This is a genomic window from Lysinibacillus agricola, from assembly GCF_016638705.1.
Lineage (GTDB): Bacteria > Bacillota > Bacilli > Bacillales_A > Planococcaceae > Lysinibacillus > Lysinibacillus agricola.
This window is the reverse complement of record NZ_CP067341.1, coordinates 55,952-73,988: the sequence shown is the minus strand read 5'-3', so window position 1 is coordinate 73,988 and position 18,037 is coordinate 55,952. Positions and strand designations below refer to the sequence as shown.

The 18,037-nt window shown below is 36.8% G+C and carries 21 protein-coding genes and 1 pseudogene; 2 read left to right on the top strand and 20 right to left on the bottom strand.

The genetic code is table 11. The features are described 5' to 3' along the window. Nucleotides 1–12: 12 nt before the first annotated feature. The 8 genes and pseudogenes from ispE to metG form a co-directional block, all read right to left on the bottom strand. Nucleotides 13–879, bottom strand: a complete 867-nt coding sequence (gene ispE, locus FJQ98_RS00345) for a 4-(cytidine 5'-diphospho)-2-C-methyl-D-erythritol kinase (protein WP_053594104.1) — start codon at nt 877–879, stop codon at nt 13–15. A 226-nt stretch (nt 880–1,105) separates the two neighbouring features. Then, nucleotides 1,106–1,288, bottom strand: a complete 183-nt coding sequence (locus FJQ98_RS00340) for a small, acid-soluble spore protein, alpha/beta type (protein ID WP_053594103.1) — start codon at nt 1,286–1,288, stop codon at nt 1,106–1,108. Nucleotides 1,289–1,401: 113 nt separating this feature from the next. Then, nucleotides 1,402–1,662, bottom strand: a complete 261-nt coding sequence (gene veg, locus FJQ98_RS00335; RefSeq protein WP_053594102.1) for a biofilm formation stimulator Veg — start codon at nt 1,660–1,662, stop codon at nt 1,402–1,404. A gap of 158 nt (nt 1,663–1,820) precedes the next feature. Continuing rightward, nucleotides 1,821–2,702 carry a 16S rRNA (adenine(1518)-N(6)/adenine(1519)-N(6))-dimethyltransferase RsmA gene (rsmA, locus tag FJQ98_RS00330; RefSeq protein WP_053594101.1) on the bottom strand — a complete coding sequence of 294 codons (882 nt, stop codon included), beginning with the start codon at nt 2,700–2,702 and terminating at the stop codon, nt 1,821–1,823. After that, the gene (gene rnmV / locus FJQ98_RS00325; protein WP_053594100.1) at nt 2,695–3,261 is read right to left on the bottom strand and encodes a ribonuclease M5; all 567 of its coding nucleotides are present in this window, start codon (nt 3,259–3,261) and stop codon (nt 2,695–2,697) included. Before rnmV ends, rsmA begins: the two co-directional genes overlap by 8 nt. A gap of 299 nt (nt 3,262–3,560) precedes the next feature. Next, the gene (locus FJQ98_RS00320; RefSeq protein ID WP_053594099.1) at nt 3,561–4,790 is read right to left on the bottom strand and encodes a resuscitation-promoting factor; all 1,230 of its coding nucleotides are present in this window, start codon (nt 4,788–4,790) and stop codon (nt 3,561–3,563) included. Nucleotides 4,791–4,925: 135 nt separating this feature from the next. Beyond that, complete coding sequence (locus FJQ98_RS00315) at nt 4,926–5,696, bottom strand: TatD family hydrolase (protein ID WP_053594098.1); 771 nt, start codon at nt 5,694–5,696, stop codon at nt 4,926–4,928. A 253-nt stretch (nt 5,697–5,949) separates the two neighbouring features. Further along, nucleotides 5,950–7,942, bottom strand: a pseudogene (gene metG, locus FJQ98_RS00310) (methionine--tRNA ligase). A 400-nt stretch (nt 7,943–8,342) separates the two neighbouring features. Between metG and abrB the strand changes: the two are divergent. Together abrB and FJQ98_RS00300 are read left to right on the top strand one after the other, a co-directional pair. After that, a complete protein-coding gene (gene abrB / locus FJQ98_RS00305; protein WP_004229214.1) occupies nt 8,343–8,621 on the top strand; it encodes a transition state genes transcriptional regulator AbrB in 279 nt (92 codons plus the stop codon). A gap of 267 nt (nt 8,622–8,888) precedes the next feature. Next, complete coding sequence (locus FJQ98_RS00300) at nt 8,889–9,197, top strand: hypothetical protein (protein WP_143114700.1); 309 nt, start codon at nt 8,889–8,891, stop codon at nt 9,195–9,197. Here FJQ98_RS00300 and rsmI read toward each other — a convergent pair. From rsmI to FJQ98_RS00240, 12 genes are all read right to left on the bottom strand, one after another. Beyond that, nucleotides 9,150–10,022 (bottom strand): 16S rRNA (cytidine(1402)-2'-O)-methyltransferase, encoded by an 873-nt coding sequence (gene rsmI / locus FJQ98_RS00295; protein WP_053594096.1) that lies wholly within the window; start codon nt 10,020–10,022, stop codon nt 9,150–9,152. The two genes, FJQ98_RS00300 and rsmI, sit on opposite strands and share 48 nt — an antisense overlap. Then, nucleotides 10,019–10,282: a GIY-YIG nuclease family protein gene (locus FJQ98_RS00290; protein WP_053594095.1), complete on the bottom strand. Its 264-nt coding sequence runs from the start codon at nt 10,280–10,282 to the stop codon at nt 10,019–10,021. The genes rsmI and FJQ98_RS00290 overlap by 4 nt, the downstream gene beginning before the upstream one ends. Then, a complete protein-coding gene (locus FJQ98_RS00285; protein ID WP_053594094.1) occupies nt 10,266–11,015 on the bottom strand; it encodes a tRNA1(Val) (adenine(37)-N6)-methyltransferase in 750 nt (249 codons plus the stop codon). The genes FJQ98_RS00290 and FJQ98_RS00285 overlap by 17 nt, the downstream gene beginning before the upstream one ends. A 63-nt stretch (nt 11,016–11,078) precedes the next feature. After that, nucleotides 11,079–11,435, bottom strand: a complete 357-nt coding sequence (gene yabA, locus FJQ98_RS00280; RefSeq protein WP_053594093.1) for a DNA replication initiation control protein YabA — start codon at nt 11,433–11,435, stop codon at nt 11,079–11,081. Nucleotides 11,436–11,462: 27 nt separating this feature from the next. Continuing rightward, nucleotides 11,463–12,278, bottom strand: a complete 816-nt coding sequence (locus FJQ98_RS00275) for a PSP1 domain-containing protein (protein ID WP_053594092.1) — start codon at nt 12,276–12,278, stop codon at nt 11,463–11,465. After that, the gene (gene holB / locus FJQ98_RS00270) at nt 12,271–13,275 is read right to left on the bottom strand and encodes a DNA polymerase III subunit delta' (RefSeq protein ID WP_053594091.1); all 1,005 of its coding nucleotides are present in this window, start codon (nt 13,273–13,275) and stop codon (nt 12,271–12,273) included. Before holB ends, FJQ98_RS00275 begins: the two co-directional genes overlap by 8 nt. Nucleotides 13,276–13,468: 193 nt before the next feature. Then, on the bottom strand, nt 13,469–13,909 hold the full coding sequence (locus FJQ98_RS00265; RefSeq protein WP_053594090.1) for a YaaR family protein: 441 nt from the start codon (nt 13,907–13,909) through the stop codon (nt 13,469–13,471). Between the two features lie 78 nt (nt 13,910–13,987). After that, a complete protein-coding gene (locus FJQ98_RS00260) occupies nt 13,988–14,317 on the bottom strand; it encodes a cyclic-di-AMP receptor (RefSeq protein WP_053594089.1) in 330 nt (109 codons plus the stop codon). A 159-nt stretch (nt 14,318–14,476) separates the two neighbouring features. Beyond that, nucleotides 14,477–15,106, bottom strand: coding sequence for a dTMP kinase (gene tmk, locus FJQ98_RS00255; RefSeq protein WP_053594088.1), 630 nt, complete (start codon nt 15,104–15,106; stop codon nt 14,477–14,479). Between the two features lie 17 nt (nt 15,107–15,123). Further along, on the bottom strand, nt 15,124–16,548 hold the full coding sequence (locus FJQ98_RS00250; protein WP_053594087.1) for an aminotransferase class I/II-fold pyridoxal phosphate-dependent enzyme: 1,425 nt from the start codon (nt 16,546–16,548) through the stop codon (nt 15,124–15,126). A 90-nt stretch (nt 16,549–16,638) separates the two neighbouring features. Beyond that, nucleotides 16,639–17,175 (bottom strand): HXXEE domain-containing protein, encoded by a 537-nt coding sequence (locus tag FJQ98_RS00245; protein WP_053594086.1) that lies wholly within the window; start codon nt 17,173–17,175, stop codon nt 16,639–16,641. Nucleotides 17,176–17,322: 147 nt separating this feature from the next. Then, nucleotides 17,323–17,877, bottom strand: a complete 555-nt coding sequence (locus FJQ98_RS00240; protein WP_053594085.1) for a TetR/AcrR family transcriptional regulator — start codon at nt 17,875–17,877, stop codon at nt 17,323–17,325. Nucleotides 17,878–18,037: the final 160 nt, after the last annotated feature.

Sequence of the window (18,037 nt, the reverse complement as noted above, 5' to 3'; positions counted from 1 at the left end):
AAATTTGCGGTTTTAAGCAAGCGTATTTCGCTCGCCTAAAATCCGAACGGCATATACTTCTTCGCAAAAACCACGTAAACCATTATAAATGCGACTCACTCGAGCTTCACTATCCACTAAACCAAACACCGTCGGACCGCTTCCACTCATTAATGTTGCATCTGCTCCAAAGCGCTTCATCTGTTCCTTTAACATTACTACTTCTGGATGTAGCTTAAAAGTTACAGTTTCCAAAACATTTCCTAATGATGCACATAGTAGCTCATAATCTTCCGTTTCAATAGCATGAATCATTTGCTTCGTATTTGGATGTTCTAACCCTTCAACCTTTAATCCTCCATACACTTCTGCAGTAGAGACACCTATTTTAGGCTTAGCTAAGACTATCCAACAGTTCGGTGGTGCAGGCAATTCCTGAATTTTTTCTCCACGCCCCGTTGCTAATGCTGTGCCACCATAGACACAAAATGAAACATCTGAACCAATTTTAGCGCCTAGTTCGGCTAATTCATCTATAGATAACCCTAAATTCCACAGCTCATTTAAACCCTTTAGTGTAGCAGCCGCATCGCTACTTCCGCCTGCTAGACCTGCTGCAATTGGTATTTCCTTTTCTATAGTAATGGATACACCTTGTCCAATGCCGTATGTATCTTTAACTAGACGCGCTGCCTGATAAGCAAAATTACGGTGATCATTTGGCACAAAATTATCAGTTGAAATTATTTCAATTACACCATCTTCTCGAGATTCCAGACTAATACGATCAGCTAAATCAACAGTCGTCATGACCATCTCTACTTCGTGATAATTATCTGGTCTTTTATAAAGCACATCTAATGTTAAATTTATTTTTGCAGGCGCCTTTACATAAAGCATCTTTCTTCCTCCCTTATAGCTACACGTATCAACAGCCATATCTTTCACAAGATTATTCATTTTATTTTACCATAATGGGAAAGCGAAAATGGAAAAAAAGAACCGTATACCCCTGTTTGGTGTAACGGTTCTCTCTCGTCAGTTGTATTGTTGTGTCAACAGGAGTTTTTCATCCCTATTGAAATGAAGTTATCTTTTATAAGTGGTCTATTTTAACAAAAATAGTCTACTTATTATGCTCTTGCTCACTACTTGCTCTTTCAGCCATTTCGATGGCACGTTTAACCATGTTACCGGCGTCTCGAGCTTTAATGCCGCCCCAGCCTTCTCGTTGCACAACATCATAAAATCCAAGTTCTTTAGCGATCTCTTCTTTTAAACGAGGTGACATGATACCTTTTCTAGGCATATAAACTCCTCCTTTAACAACTGACGATTTTAGTATGTCCCAGAAAACGCAAAACACTCATGTAGTTTTTAACATACATGAGTGTTTCAAAATATAGAAATAAGTACTAGAAACTATTTTGCGACAGCAGCCTTTGCTTCGTCTAAAAATGTAATCTCTACTGCTTCAGTTAAAATATCTGTGTAGCTATACGATACGCGCTTGCACGTATTGTCTTCTTGATCAAGCTCAACCACAAAGATAGCGCGATATGTCTCACGCAATACCCCTGCACACTCGACCGTTTTCTTGCGACCACCGTTTGCTCTTAACTGCAAACGTTTACCCAAATGACAATCCAACGACTTTTTAATGTCCGCTAAAGTTTTTGGCATTTTCGCTTACACCTCACTATTTATCAGTATAAGCGATTCGCCTAAAAATGTCAACAAAATATAATATTTTATCAGCCTCTAATAAATGTTGTCAACTTATTTTTCATAAAAACAACATATTTTTTTACGTATACTCAAAAAAAGTTAACAAAAAATTTTTACTTTGCAAATGTCGGGTGTAATGCATCGGCTAATTTTCCAAATTCTTGAATGGTAAGCGTCTCTCCACGACGAGTTGGTTCAATATTTACTGCTGTTAATGCATCCATAATTTTCTCTTTATGTGCCTTACCATTTGGTAAACCTGATTGTAAATTATTGAAGATTGTTTTTCGTCGTTGTACAAACGACGCACGTGTAACGACAAATAAAAAATCCTCATCAATCACTTTTACTGGAGGTTCATCATGTTTAATAAGACGGATAACTGCAGAATCCACATTTGGCTGCGGCATAAAAACAGTTTTCGGTACCGTCATGGCGATATCAGCCTTTACATAATATTGAATCGCAATTGATAAAGAACCGTACTCCTTCGTTCCAGGTTTAGCCGTAATGCGATCTGCTACCTCCTTTTGCATCATGACAACAAATCCGCGAATTGGCAAACGATCATTGAGCAATTTCATCAAAATCGGTGTCGTCACATAATAAGGTAAATTCGCTACGACCATAATATCCTCAATACCTGGCATCTCTTCCTTAATGATCTTGGCAACATCCGCCTTTAAAATGTCTGAATGTACTATAGTAACATTATTATATGGGCTAAGTGTATCTTCTAATACAGGTAATAATCGCTGATCAATTTCAAAAGATACAACCTTTTTTGCACTTCTCGCTAAATGCTCTGTTAACGCTCCAATGCCAGGACCAACTTCGATTGCACCACTATTTTCAGTTAAATTTGCATGACTAACAATATTTCGTAAAATGTTCGGATCGATTAAAAAATTCTGACCTAAGCTTTTTTTAAATGAAAATCCATATTTTTTTAAAATTTCCTGTGTTCTAATTGGTGTTGCAATATCCTTATGCATCGTTTTCCTCCTGATCTAACTGTGCGACTGCCGCACCAAATTGCTTTTCTGTGATTTGAAACATTTTCAATCTTTTATGAAGTTGTTTACCGTTTGTTGCACCAATATTCAAAATCTCTCCAAGGTGATCACGTCGAATTTTCGACTGTGGATGACCAATTAAACGTGCCATCATTAAATCATCGAGAGTAATGTCATCAGTGATTGGTTCAACATTTCTTGGGGTATAGACATGTCGTAACGCTTCTCGTATATCCTCATCTGCTGCATGCTCAATGCCTAGTCCTTTACCGTTTTTCGCAATTGTTTTAGCCTTTGGTAAAAAAGCGTGCTTCACACCTTTTACATGCTCCTCGATAATGGCACGAATCCGACGTCCTGGATAATCTGGATCAGTAAAAACAATAACACCTCTTTTATCCTGTGCATGTTGAATTCGCTTCAATGTCTCCTCTGAAATAGCCGATCCATTTGTTTCTAATGTATCTGCTTGTACAGCTCTCTTAATAGCTGTTGTATCATCTTTTCCTTCAACTATAATGATTTCTTTTATTTCCAAGAAGGCTCCTCTTTTCTACCTTATCTTCAGACCATTTTACAACTGCACTGTACGATTGTACAGAAATACACGGCTATTCACTTTCTTATATAACATTCTCCCTCGGCTTTGGTATTGTCGGCACCTCACTTCCGCGGAGACTGTCCATTGGCGCTACTGCTTACCTTATGTAGATATAGTTATAGTTCATTCTCAAGAATATAAAAATTACTGGAAAAAGATAAAAAAAGCTTTCCCGCCAGTCAAAACAGGAAAGCTCATAGTTAGTGAAAAACATTTTGATTAATTTAACAATTTTTTTAATTTAATACTTTTATACGCACTTTCTTAACTCCCCAATTACTAGCTTGAGCTTCAGTTTGTACAAGTATGTCGATCTTATTACCCTTAATTGCACCACCAGTATCCCCTGCTATAGCTGTTCCATAGCCTTCAACCCAAACTTTTGAGCCAAGTTTAATAACAGATGGGTCTACTGCGATTACTTTTAATCCAGAGCCTGAGCGCAAATTAATACCAGTGGCAGATGTACCCGAGCAGCCATTACAATAAGGTGTATAGGCTGTTGCCGTTACATAAAATTCTTTACCGCTAGTTGGCTCTGTTGAACCACGTGATACAGTCGATGGAGTCGATGCACTAGCTACAGTTGCGACTACAGCTTTAGTACCTACTGCAACCACCTGCGCCTGCGGTTCTTTTACAACATTTTTAGATTGTAGATTTTTAGCTACAACTTGGCCGTTCTCTTTAACAATTTCATACGTTTTAGTCATTAAACCTTGTTGGCCTGCTGTTACAACTTTTTGTTTTCCCTTTTGCAATGAAGCATCCTGCTTCTTCTCAACTGCGAAATCTAAAGAGTCTTCCACTACATCGATAACCTTTTCTACGCGAACTACTGCGATCTTACTCTCCGGAGTGATTACGTCCTTCAGGTTATTCTCGACACGATCAAATTCATTAAGTTGAATTCCTTGTTGTTTTAAAAAGTTAGCGACCGTAGTCGAAGTGGACCATACTTGTCTTTCATTTACGCCATCGACAAGCGATACTTGAAACGCTTTTTGAATATCGATTTTGTCGTCTGCTCCTATTTCTGTATCTAGACCTTGACCTAAAGAGTCATGCTCTGATACTTCGATATTCGCTTCTTTCAAAATGTCTTTCACTAGTGTTTCAGTTGTCCAAACTTTTGACTGATTTCCATCAACTGAAATAGATACTTCTTTTGCCTGTTCCCATGAAATTGCTAATCCATTAGCAATTTTGGTGTTCAGAGAGGGTGATATTTTGTCATGCTCTGCTACGTCTATATTTTCATCTTGTAATAATTGTTCTACAGTTTTGGCATGTGTTGTTACTTCGATTGCTTCTCCGTTCGCATCAAGCGTTACGGTTTTTTTAGTACCTTGATAAAGTACGAATGAAATTACAGATACAAACAGGACAAGTGAAATGATTCTTATCACTGTTTGCTTACTCCTCAATGATCCTAAGAACAAGTTTTTCATGGAATTATTTGACATGAAAAAACGCCTCCTTAATACAAAGTTGGATTATACGGACTAGATTTGGCACTGTCAACCCGAATGTATTTCTAAGAAAATTGACATTGCCTTTTTAGCCAACCACAAATCCAGCATTGGAGGCATCTCAGCTAGTTAAACGTCAATCCTAAAAAATTTTTTCGCATTGGCTGTCGTTACCTGTGCAATTTCCTCAATCGTTAATCCTTTTAAACGCGCAATTTCTTCTGCAACTAATGGCACTAAAGCTGGCTCATTACGCTTTCCTCGATATGGATGGGGCGCTAAATACGGCGCATCTGTTTCAATCATCAAATGCTCTAAAGGTATTTCTTTCGCCACTTCCTTCGGCATACGTGCATTTTTAAATGTCACGGGCCCACCAAGACTAATCATAAAATTCATAGCAATACATTCACGTGCTGTTTCCACACTGCCACTATAACAATGCATAACACCTCCCACGGAAGCTGCATTTTCTTCACGTAAAATTTGTACAACATCTCCTGTTGCATCCCTGTTATGAATAATGATTGGTAAATTCACCTTTTGCGCTAAATGGATTTGCTTGCGGAAAAGTGCTTGTTGAACATCCTTCGGGGATTTATCCCAATAGTAGTCCAACCCAGTTTCACCAATACCAACTATTTTTGGATGTGCTGCTAATTCCTCAATCCAGTTTAAATCCTCTTGTGTACAATCAATGGCGTCTACTGGGTGCCAGCCTATGACACCATAAACAAAATCATATTGTTCCACCAATTGCATTGTTTTTTCAATGGTTTTGCGGTCGAAACCAACAACAACCATCGTTTCTACTTTCGCTTCAAGAGCTCTATCTATAACCTCTTGTAAGTCTTCTTCATACTGATCTGCGTTTAAGTGTACATGTGTATCAATGAACATCGTCATTCTCCTAACTTAGATTTTATTAAAAATTATTATTTCATATTTTGCATAAGCATTACAAATTTGTTACAAACAATTTAGTATTGTGACATTCCCCTTAACCTCAGGCACCACATCTGTTACTATATGCCTAAAAAAACTTATTAATTACCACACATAAATTATTTCAAGATAATAAAATGCTCATTTTTTAAACGAATTTTAAAAGCCTGCTGAACTTTTTGCATTCAACAGGCCTTACTAAAATCTTTTACTTTACTTTTGCACCGTTTTTCTAGTTTTGGATCAACTGATGCTAATTTTAAAATTCCATCTTTTTCACCAGCTAATATCATCCCTTGCGATAATTCACCGCGTAATTTAACTGGTTTTAAGTTTGCGACTACAATCACTTTTTGACCAACTAACTCATCTGGCGAATAGAACTTTGCAATACCCGAAACTACTTGTCGTTGCTCATATCCAAGATCAACCTGTAGCTTTAATAGCTTGTCTGCTTTAGGGATAGATTCACATGCTGTTACCGTTGCAACACGTAAATCAATTTTCATGAAATCATCGATAGCAATTTCAGGAATTTCTGGAATTTCCGCAGTTTTTTGCTCAACTTTTGATTCTTTTTCTTGTGAAGTTTTCACTGAACCACGCATTTCTTCACGAATATATGCAATTTCTACTTCACTTTCTAAACGTGGGAAAATCGGTATACCTTTTTCTACCACTTTAATGTTTGCTGGAATAGTATTGCCGAATGTTTCAATTGTTTCCCATGCTAAGAATTTGTCATCCAAGCCTAATTGTTCAATAATTCGTTTAGGCGTAGATGTCATAAATGGTTGTAACATGACAGCAATTTGGTGTAAACTTTCCGCCAAATTTCGCATAACAGCGCCTAATTTTGGCTTATCTGATTCCTCTTTTGCTAGGACCCACGGTTGAGTTTCATCTATATATTTATTTGTTCTCGATACAAGCGTCCATAAGTCGGCTAATACGACACTAAATTGCATTTTTTCCATACTTTCTTCATATTTAATACGTACCGATTTTGCCTGCTCTTTTAAAGCTGCATCAAACTCTGTCGAATGAAGATTTTCAGTTGGAATATTGCCGTCGAAATATTTATTAATCATTGATATTGTACGATTCAATAAATTTCCTAAATCGTTTGCTAAGTCAAAGTTTGTACGTTCTACAAAAGATTCTGGCGAAAATACACCATCAGAGCCAAATGGTAGCTCGCGCAATAGGAAGTATCGTGTCGCATCTAAGCCATAACGTTCTATTAACATTTCAGGATAAATAACATTGCCCTTTGATTTAGACATCTTACCGTCCTTCATCATTATGAAACCATGTGCAAACACTTTTTTAGGAAGTGGTAAATCTAGTGCCATTAAGAAAATTGGCCAATAAATAGTATGGAAGCGAACGATGTCTTTTCCAACTACATGTACATCTGCCGGCCAATATTTATTGAATAATGTTTCATCCTCTGAAAGATAACCTAAAGATGTAATATAGTTAGTTAAAGCATCTACCCATACATAAATTACATGTTTAGGGTCTCCTGGAACTTTAATGCCCCAATCAAATGATGTTCTTGATACCGATAAATCTTCTAGCCCTGGTTTAATAAAGTTGTTAATCATTTCATTTTTTCGAGATTCCGGCTCAATGAATTCAAGGTTTTCTTCATAATAAGCTAATAGACGATCTGCGTATTTCTTCATATTAAAGAAGTAAGATTCCTCTTTAACTTTGTGTACCGGACGACCACAGTCTGGACAGTTACCATCTACTAATTGTGTCTCAGTAAAGAATGATTCACATGGTGTACAGTACCAACCTTCATACTCACCTTTATAAATATCACCATTATCTAAAAACTTTTGGAAAATCTTTTCGACAGCTTTCGTATGACGCTCTTGCGTTGTTTGAATAAAGTCATCGTATGAAATGTCCATTAATGCCCAAAGTTTTTTCGCAGCATCTGCAATTTCATTCACGTAATCTTGAGGATGCTTGCCCGCTTCTGCAGCTTTTTCTTGAATTTTTTGTCCGTGCTCATCCATCCCAGTTAGAAAACGTACATCATAGCCACGTAAACGTTTATAACGTGCAATTGTATCCGATGCTACAGTTGTATACGCAGTACCAATATGAAATTTCCCACTTGGGTAGTAAATAGGGGTTGTTATATAGAATGTTTTATTTTGTTCGTTCACAAGAACTGCCTCCATTGTTTCACAGTATACTATCTATTCTAACGAAGTACGAAATTCGTTTCAACTTCTTTCAGCAGGTGTGCAAGCACAAAGCCGATTCCGAACGCAATTATGCCGAGGTATAATTGATTGAAAGTTTCTCGTACGGCGAAAAATGTCGAATGATATAATCAATCCATTTAATGTCTTAAATAAGAAGCTTTTTTACTATAAATTAAAATATATAATAAAAACCTTTTAAAAAAACCAAAATATCTGTTTTCTCCTCAAAAATTTTTTTAAAAACAATAATATTAGTGTATTAATTAATTGACGTTTATGGCATTACTTGGTATGATAACTATCAGACAAGGAAATTATGTCGAAATTTGACGAAACACCAATATAACTTTTAACATTAGGAGGAAAAATAATTATGAAATCAACAGGAATCGTTCGTAAAGTCGATGAATTAGGTCGTGTAGTAATTCCAATCGAACTACGCCGTACTTTAGGTATTGCAGAAAAAGACGCTTTAGAAATCTATGTGGATGATGACAAAATCATCTTAAAAAAATATATGCCTAACATGACATGTGCTGTAACTGGTGAAGTTTCTGATGATAACTTCCGTCTAGTTGGAGGCAAATTAATTTTAAGTCCTGAAGGCGCAGAAATGTTAGTGAAAGAAATCCAATCTAACTTAAAAAAATAATTTGTTACACACCTAAATTGAGAACAGCGATTTAGGTGTTTTATTTTTATAAAGAGAAACTCTAATAATACGGGATAAAATATAATATAACCAATTCTTAAGTCCCTTATAATGTCCATGTCAGACCTTTCATAACTAAGGGTACTATTTTTTACAATTATTATCAATTTAAATGGTTTATATGCTCATCACCAAAAGTTGGGCGTGACATTTGTTAAAACGTAAGCCTTGTATATAAGTTGATCTTCGTTCCGACTGGGCGACTCCTTGGGGATCAGCGTCACAGATGAGACCCTGGAGCGAGCTACGCGAGTGAAGCGGCTCATCGGACGCCCTCAGGAAGCTTTGCTCTGTGCGAAAGCGAAGCGTCAGCTACAATTGTTTTATCTGTGCGAAAGCGAAGCGTCAGCAACAAAGCGCCCAGTCGGAACGGAAATCAACCCACGTTACGGTGAGGAGCCATTTTATAATTACCTATTTAGATATACAAAAAAGAGGTGCCCTATTAAGGCAACCTCTTTCTTTACATTAACTATGGTATTCATTATAAACTTCTCGCTTCGCTACTTGACGTAGTTTTGCTACTTCCTTTATAGCTTCTTTTGATGTAACGCCTGTATGATCAATAATATAATCGACATGTTCGATTATAGACATTGTCATCCAATAAGCTTCTTCACTATTTTCTTCCTCGGCATTCTCATTTCCTTCAAGGACAATACAAAATTCTCCACGAATTTCCTCTGTTTGTGACCATTCCACTGCTTCAGCCAATGTACCACGTAAAAACTCTTCGAATTTTTTAGTTAACTCGCGTGCTAATACAATTCGACGATGACCAAGAATAGCTTCCATATCTTTTAAAGTTTCCTTTAAACGATGAGGTGCCTCATAAAACAAAATGGTTTCCTGACGTTTTTTCAGTTGCTCTAATTGCTGTCGACGTTCTTTTTTTCCTCGATTTAAAAATCCATAAAAGAAAAATGGCTGCGGTGTTAATCCAGAAGCGATTAATGCTGATATTGCTGCATTGGGACCTGGTACCGGCACAACTGGAAAGTTTTGCTCAATTGCTTTTTCGACTATATCTGCACCAGGATCAGAAATACAAGGTAAACCGGCATCACTAACTAATGCAACTGTTTTTCCTTCACGTAAGAAGGCTAACAGCTTCTCCCCTCCCACCGCTAAATTATGTTCATGATAGCTTATAAGTGGTGTTGCTATATCAAAGTAGTTGCATAGCTTCTTTGTATTACGCGTATCCTCGGCAGCAATAATATCTGCTTCCTTTAAAATACGTAGCGCACGCACACTCATATCCTCTAGGTTGCCAATAGGTGTTGCAACTAGATATAAACAACCTGTATGATCATGCATTGTACTTTTCTGAGATTTCATGACTCATCCCTCCCTATATATTTCATTTTTTGCGTTCGTGTTAGCTGTTTAAAAGCATATTCTGCACGCATCGCCTCTTGCTTTGTATCAAATTCCTCTACATAAATACATTCCACTGGACCTCGTGCTCTCGTATATTTTGCTCCCTTACCAGTATTATGTACAGCGACACGTCTGTCTACATTATTCGTGTAGCCTGCGTAAAAAGATTGATCCGCACATTCTAACACATAAAAATAATGGTTATTGTTCTTTTCCATAAAGGATTTCTCTCACTTCCGCTGTATATTCATTATTCGCATTATAAACATACAGGGGCGGCAATATTTTTAAATCAGGTTTACCGTCTTTAATTCCTTCTATTAATAGTGTATTGGCTTCCTTACCTTCTTTCGGGTAAATAAGCTGCATACGTTTAGGCTCTAATCGATTCGCACGCATTGCCGTAACAATATCTAATAATCGACCTGGACGATGAACAAAAGCTGCTTTTCCACCTTGCTTTAATAATTTACTTGCTGATTGGACCGCTTCCTCTAACGTTAAATATAGTTCATGACGTGCAATAGCGTAATGCTCACTTAAATTTTTATCACTGGCTTCATGTGCTAAAAAATATGGTGGATTACAGGTTACAGCATCATATTTTTCGAAACCAAGTTGCTTAGGAATTTCCTTGACATCACCAAGAATCATATCAATTTGCTCTTCTAACTTATTGTAACGGATACTTCGCTCAGCCATATCAAATAAGCGCGGTTGAATTTCTACTCCTGTAATATGCCCCTTTGTTCTGGCACTTAAAAAAAGCGGGATTACACCGTTACCTGAGCATAAATCAACAATTTCCCCTTTATAATATGGGACATTGACAAATTTCGAAAGTAGCACCGCATCCAATGAAAACGAAAAGACAGAGGGACTTTGAATAATACGTAAATTCTCAGCCAATAAATAGTCTAAGCGTTCGTCACCCTTTAACCAATCTTCCATGATTCTTCCTCCTACTATACAAAACAAAAGACTGACACCACCATAGTGGGAATCAGCCTTCTATTACACATTTTGTTTATTTAAAAATGATAGACAAAACAGACAATCTTCACCTTTACGTGAGCTTCCGAAATGAACATGACAAACATGGAAGCCTTCCTGGTATAGACGTGCTAGGTTATCATAGCCCTCGCCAATATCTAATGGACTCTCTTTCTTCTCATCAGCAGCCTGTACGGAGTTTTCATTAGAAAGTAGTTCTTCTAGACGTGTACGAAGGTGATGATTTTCTGTTTCGAGTGCCTTATGTTCCTCCATCATTAACGCTACAAATTGTTTCAATGCACCAAATTGGTCCTGCATTGCTTCGAGCTGTTGTTCGAACTCCATAACGGTATCTAAGAAATTACGGTCCTTCACCCAAGCCACCTCGTTCAATTCTCTATCTTATATAAGATTTTTTTCGCATGCTAGCAGTTCTTCTAGTGTATACTCGACTGAGCGCTCCTGCTCTTGTAAATATACTTGAATGAGTCTTTCTAGTACATTTAAACCTACAACTTTACCACGACCATCTGGTGTCATCGCTATGTCACCAATGTCTGGCATGCCCTCTTTTGCTTCCTCATATTCATCATTTTCATACTTCAAGCAGCACATTAAACGGCCGCAGAGACCAGAAATTTTTGATGGATTTAAAGATAAATTTTGATCTTTAGCCATTTTAATAGAAACTGGCTCAAAATCGCCTAAAAACGTTGAGCAGCAAAGCATCCGGCCACATGGACCAATACCACCTAATAACTTCGCCTCATCACGTACACCAATTTGACGAAGTTCGATACGTGTTCTAAAAACCGAAGCTAAATCTTTTACAAGATCTCTGAAATCGACGCGTCCTTCAGCCGTAAAATAAAAGATGATTTTATTACGATCAAATGTATATTCAACATCAACGAGCTTCATTTCTAGATTATGCTCAATGATTTTAGTACTTGCTAGTTCAAATGCGCGCTTCGATTCGGCAGCATTTTCCTCTACTTGAATACGATCACGTTCATCCGCTGGTCGTAGTACTTGTTTAAGTGGTAATACAACATCATTATCCCCAACAACCTTTTGAGGGACAACTACTTTACCATATTCTACACCGCGAGCTGTCTCTACAATGACATATTGACTGTTCTCTAGTAGATATGATGCTGGATCAAAATAATATATTTTACCCGCTTTTTTAAAGCGGACTCCCACTACATTATACAAATGTATATCCCTCCTGCAGATTTAGCATTAGCTGCTCCATCATTAACGTCCTATTCATGTTACGCTGTAAAGATGCGCGTGCCTGTAAAATAGACTCCATTTGACTAGATAGGCGTTCATAAGTCGAATGTAACGCAGCTTCTTTAAATGTCTGTAACATGTCTGGATAAGTACAAGCTGCTTCGGGATTAGCTTTTATTGACACTATATCACGGTAAGCAAATAGTAGTAAATCCAATGCCTGCTCCATCTCGCCTTTTTCTTTAAACAGTGGCAACCATTCTTCATGCACAACAAGCATTGCTTCATGTACATTCTGACGAATTGCCTCTACTAATTTTAACACTGTTTTTCGAGCATGTGCAAACTGCTCATCATTTGCTAAAAATATAGCTGTTTCGAGCTCGTTCGTCATCATGCTCACTGTAGAAGCCATCGAGTAAGAAATGTCGTTATCCTGCAAATGCTTTAACAACATATGTCGAGGCATTTTTTGAAATTTAATATGCTGACAGCGTGAGCGAATCGTTGGTAATACTGACTGCATCTGCTCCGTTAGCAAAATCGCAGTTACCTCACCATCAGGTTCCTCTAAAAATTTAAGTATCATGTTTGCAGACGCAATATTGAGACGGTCTGCATGATGAAGTACATAAATCTTACGTCCCTCTTCAATACCCATCATCTTCATCTCTGCAATTAATTCACGTATTTGATCAATTTTTATAAATTGACCTTCTGGATAAATTTGATGAATATTTGGATGATTACCCGAATCAACACGTCTGCAATTTCGACATGTTTCACATGGAACATTTTGATTTGGTTGCTCACATAGCATTAATTTGACAAAAAACTGCATAATATCTACTTTGCCTGTCCCTTTTTCGCCATCAAAAATGTATGCATGTGCTAATCTTTTTTTGTCAAAAATCGTTTGAAGCTGCTTCATTACGACTGGTTGTAGTGTGAATAGCTCTTCAACATTCTTGGCCATATATTAAAATTCCTTCCTATATCAATTACACTCATAGCATAATTGTTTCCTATTGCTCACTTTTAGTACAGAAATATCTGCAGTTCTAGAGCAGATAGATTAGTTACGTGTTACTCAGCAAGTCATTTCTTGACCTGACTGCTGAATGATATTTGAAAAAAGCCCGCGCCTACAAGAGAACGAGACACGGGTTTTACATATATAAATTAATTAATAAGCCTTTAATCTCACCGATTTTATCAAGAAGGTCGATTGCTTCCTTTTCTTCATCTAAAATATCTTGCGTAAGCTCCACAAGGCGAATATCAATGGTTTCGATAATTTTTAAGCGTCTTCCTTCACCAAAACGATTCCATGTATGTGATTGCTTTAACTCCATACCATGCTCTACTGTTTCTTGTAGAAATCGTTTAACAAGCATTTTAAAACGAGCTAGTTCTCGTAAATTACGTGATCTTGCAACACGGTCACCTGCTGTAGAAATATCCCCTAGCAATCGTGTAAGTTGTTCAGTTTGCAGTTTGGTGCCTTGCTTGACGACCATATCTCCAAATCGGTTATTTTGATTATTGTTATGCAGTGGCTCTTTGCGATTAGTATTTAACCCGACACGTATATCTTGATTGATCTTCAAGCTGTTTTCGCCCCCACTTGCTTTCTATATCAAATACACAAAAGCTAATTTATAATGTGTTTACTTAAACGTAATGATTTAAAAATGGTGAAACTGTTCAATCGGTAATACAAAAACAGTCGCTCCTCCTACTTCTACCTCCACAGGATAAGGTATATAGGAATCTGCATTCCCGCCTAATGGTGAAACAGGTGCAACCATTTGTTCTCGTGCTCGACAATTATCACGAATAATATCTAAAACTTTGGGTATGAGAGAGTCTTCCGTCCCTATAAGAAACGTCGTATTTCCAGAGCGTAAAAATCCTCCTGTGCTCGCTAATTTAGTTGCGCGAAACTGATTTTTCGTTAAAGCATTCGATAAGCGGTTGCTATCTTGATCTTGCACTACAGCTACGACTAACTTCATTCGCACTCACCCCTTTTATAAAATTCACCTAAATAGATTTTCATTACTTCAAAACAGTGGCATCTATTTTTAATTTTATTCAATAAGCATTATAATGCCTGTTAAATAAAATAATAGATGTTACCATTATATCACAATGTGATAAACAACTTCATGCTTTTACTGCATTGCTTCATATAATAATGACCATACATCTTCAACAACACGCTCAATATTTTGGTCTGCATTCACGACATGTATACGTTCAGGGTAACGCTCCACTAGCTGTAAATACCCTTCTCGAACCTTCTTATGAAAAGCTAAACTTTCAACATCTAAACGATTTACTTCTCGCTCTCCATGAGCATGAATACGTGCTAAGCCAACCTCTGGTGCAAGGTCAAATAATATTGTCACATCAGGTAACTTCTTACCGATTGCAAACTCATTAATAGATAATACTTCATCGACGCCAATACCACGTGCATATCCTTGGTATGCTAATGATGAATCAATAAAGCGATCGCAAATAACCATTTTACCAGCATCCAAAGCAGGTCGTACTTTTTCAAAATAATGCTGACTTCTAGCCGCTGCGTACAGTAATGCCTCTGTACGCTCATCCATAGCTGTATGGGCAGGGTTTAAAATAATCGTTCTAATTTTTTCAGCAATCTCAATGCCACCAGGTTCTCTCGTTGCTAATACATCAATATTTTCTTGTGTAAGTCGCTCAGCTATTTTTTGAATAACTGTTGTTTTTCCAGCACCCTCTGGACCTTCAAATGTAATAAATAAATTGCAATTCATGCTGTTATTGCCTCCAACTATTTAATGACCTCAATCATTTTTTCTTCTAAACGGTGATTTCCTTGAAACGTTGCACCAGTAGCCAGTAACTCCTCAAGCTGACTCAGCTTTGCCACTGTAATTTTTTCGCCTGGAACAAGCAATGGAATGCCAGGTGGATAAGGAATAATCATACTTGCAGAGATACGTCCCATTGTTCGCATATACGGTAACCATTCTTTGTCCGACTTTTCAATTTCATCAAATGTATAGACTGGTTCCGTAATGGCCACAAAATTATAGGCTGTTTGTGAAGCCGTTATTATTTCTGCCTTTGGTGTACTTAACAACAATGTTATAGCATCCTTAATACAGACACGTATTTCTGCAAATGGATAGTGATGCCCATGTTTCAACAAAGGTAGCACAAGCAATACTTGATTGGCATCTGCTAGTTCTGCATAGACGTGTTTTGCTTCTAATGCCTTTTGTAATTGAAAGCCGCTATAGCCATCAACGCGAAGCAATAATTTTATAGGATCATCTACTTCGATAACTTCCAAAGAGCCAATAGCCCGTAGTGCCTTTATCCATTGATTCCTTTTTTCTATTATATATGCACCATCACTCTCCATATATGTCTGTATATAATAGCGTGCGTCATCTAAAGAAGCTAATAAAAGATAGGATGGGCTACTAGATTGTAGCATACGTAAATAGTGATTTATTTTGTCGACATCGATTAAATCTGAATTAACATGCATAAAGGATGCCATTGTCATAGCAGGCAATGTTTTATGTGCAGACTGTACTACTACATCTGCACCAAACGTCAATGCTGATGGTCGAAATAAGGTACACGCACTAAAATGGGCTCCATGCGCTTCATCCACTAAAACAGGAATACCTTTTTCATGACAATACGCAATCTGCTGCTGTATTTCTTTAGACGTCATACCGTAATACGTAGGGTATGTTAAAACTACAGCACGAGCCTCTGGATAATAATCAACAGCTTCTTTTAAATCTCTATAAGAAACATGTGTTGCAGTTAATGTTCGTTCATCCCATAGCGGCGAAACAAATACAGGCTTTGCTCCAACAAGCTCAATTGCATGAAATATAGACTTATGTGCATTCCGTTGGACAATAATCGTATCTCCTTTTTTACATGTGGCATAAATCATCGCTAAATTTCCAACCGTAGATCCACCTACTAAAAAGAAGCTTTTCATCGCCCCATATGTATCTGCCAATAAGTTTTCTGCTTCTACTATCATTTCCTCAGGGTGATGTAAGTCATCAAGACCTGATAATTCAGTCACATCGTAGCGCATTACATCTTTAAAGGCTTGAGGAAGATGGGACAGTTCTCCATGCTTATGCCCTGGTACATGAAAGGAAATATTTTGTTGTTGTCGAAAGCGTTCTAATCCTTCTACAATCGGCTTTTTCTTTTGCAAAACAAAACACCCATTTCCGTTATATTCTTAGTTAATTATAACACTTACGTTACAAAAACATTTGCTGAATGGATATAAATAAAGTGAAATTCAGATAACCTTTTTACCGATCCAATGTGCTAGTAATGCAACCGGGATCAATAAAAGACAAAATGGTAAGCATACAAATATAATATTCCACGTTATAACTTCATTGACTAATAACGAACGATACAAAATTAAACTGTATGGAATGACGATTATTAAAGATGTGAGTGCACCGGGTGTAATGGAACGAAGAAAAACAGATTGTGCAAGGTGTGTGAACGCATGTAGAAAGTAGATTAGCGTAACCATAGTGAAAAAGTATATATCTCCAAATGGCCCTTGATTCACATATTGATTGGCTAAAAAAGTGGAACTACTTACAAACATGAATATTACGATTACTGCTACCGCAAACTGCGCTGTCGACATCGAGAACTGTTTCATAACTCTATCAGCAATTTTTTCCGGCAATCTTTCGTACAAAATAGTAGAATTCTTATTTAGCCACTTTTCAACCATAATAATTTCTTCAAAATCATGAAGAATAAACATAATAGGGAATAGCCAAATAAGTGTTTGAATACCTACCCATTGTTCCATAATGATTCCTCCTTTTTAAATTATATTGAGTAATTACTCAAATGTTTCTCAAAAAAAAATAGCTCCTCACCAAATCGACTTCTATAAATTGCACACGTTTTAACAAATGTCATCCACAACTTTTGGTGATGAGCCAAAAAAATTTACTTAATGGGAATTTTGCATTCCTTTTAAAACAAACATTGCTATCTCTTCAATATAATCATTATTTTCAATTGGCATTTTATCTGTCTTTCTTTCTTCAACTAAAACATGCGTTAATATTGTTGAAAGAAACATTGAAGCTGCTGTTTCTATTGTCTTTTTTTCAACAGTACATGAAGAAGTTCTTATTAAAAATGAACTGACTTGTTCACCCATTGTATTTATAAAATCCACAATATCCTTACTAACATTTGTGTTCTGGACTATTTCGGGGGACCAAATAAAAGTTAAAAAGCTTTTATTACATGATAAAAAATTGGCATATAATTGACCAAATTTAATTAAAGCTGGATAGGGCTCCATTTTTGAAAGCTCTTTTATCTCATTTTGTAGTGAGCCCATAAATGAAAATTCACGAATAAGATAATTAAGAAGTTCATTTTTATCTTTAAAATAATAAAATATAAGCCCCTCTGCTACTCCGCTCTTTAATGCTATTTCTTTAGTAGTCGTTGCAGTATAACCCTTTTTAGTAAAAAGCTCTAATGAAGCTTCCAAAATTTTATCCTTCTTTGATATCAAACTTTTTCACCACCGTTTTTAAATTTGAGTATATACTCAAATTTAAACTTTATAAAAGGTGCTGTCAAGTTATTCCAGGTAATACGTACAAATAACGTAAGGGTGATTTCAGTTCCGACTTATTAACGTTTTAATA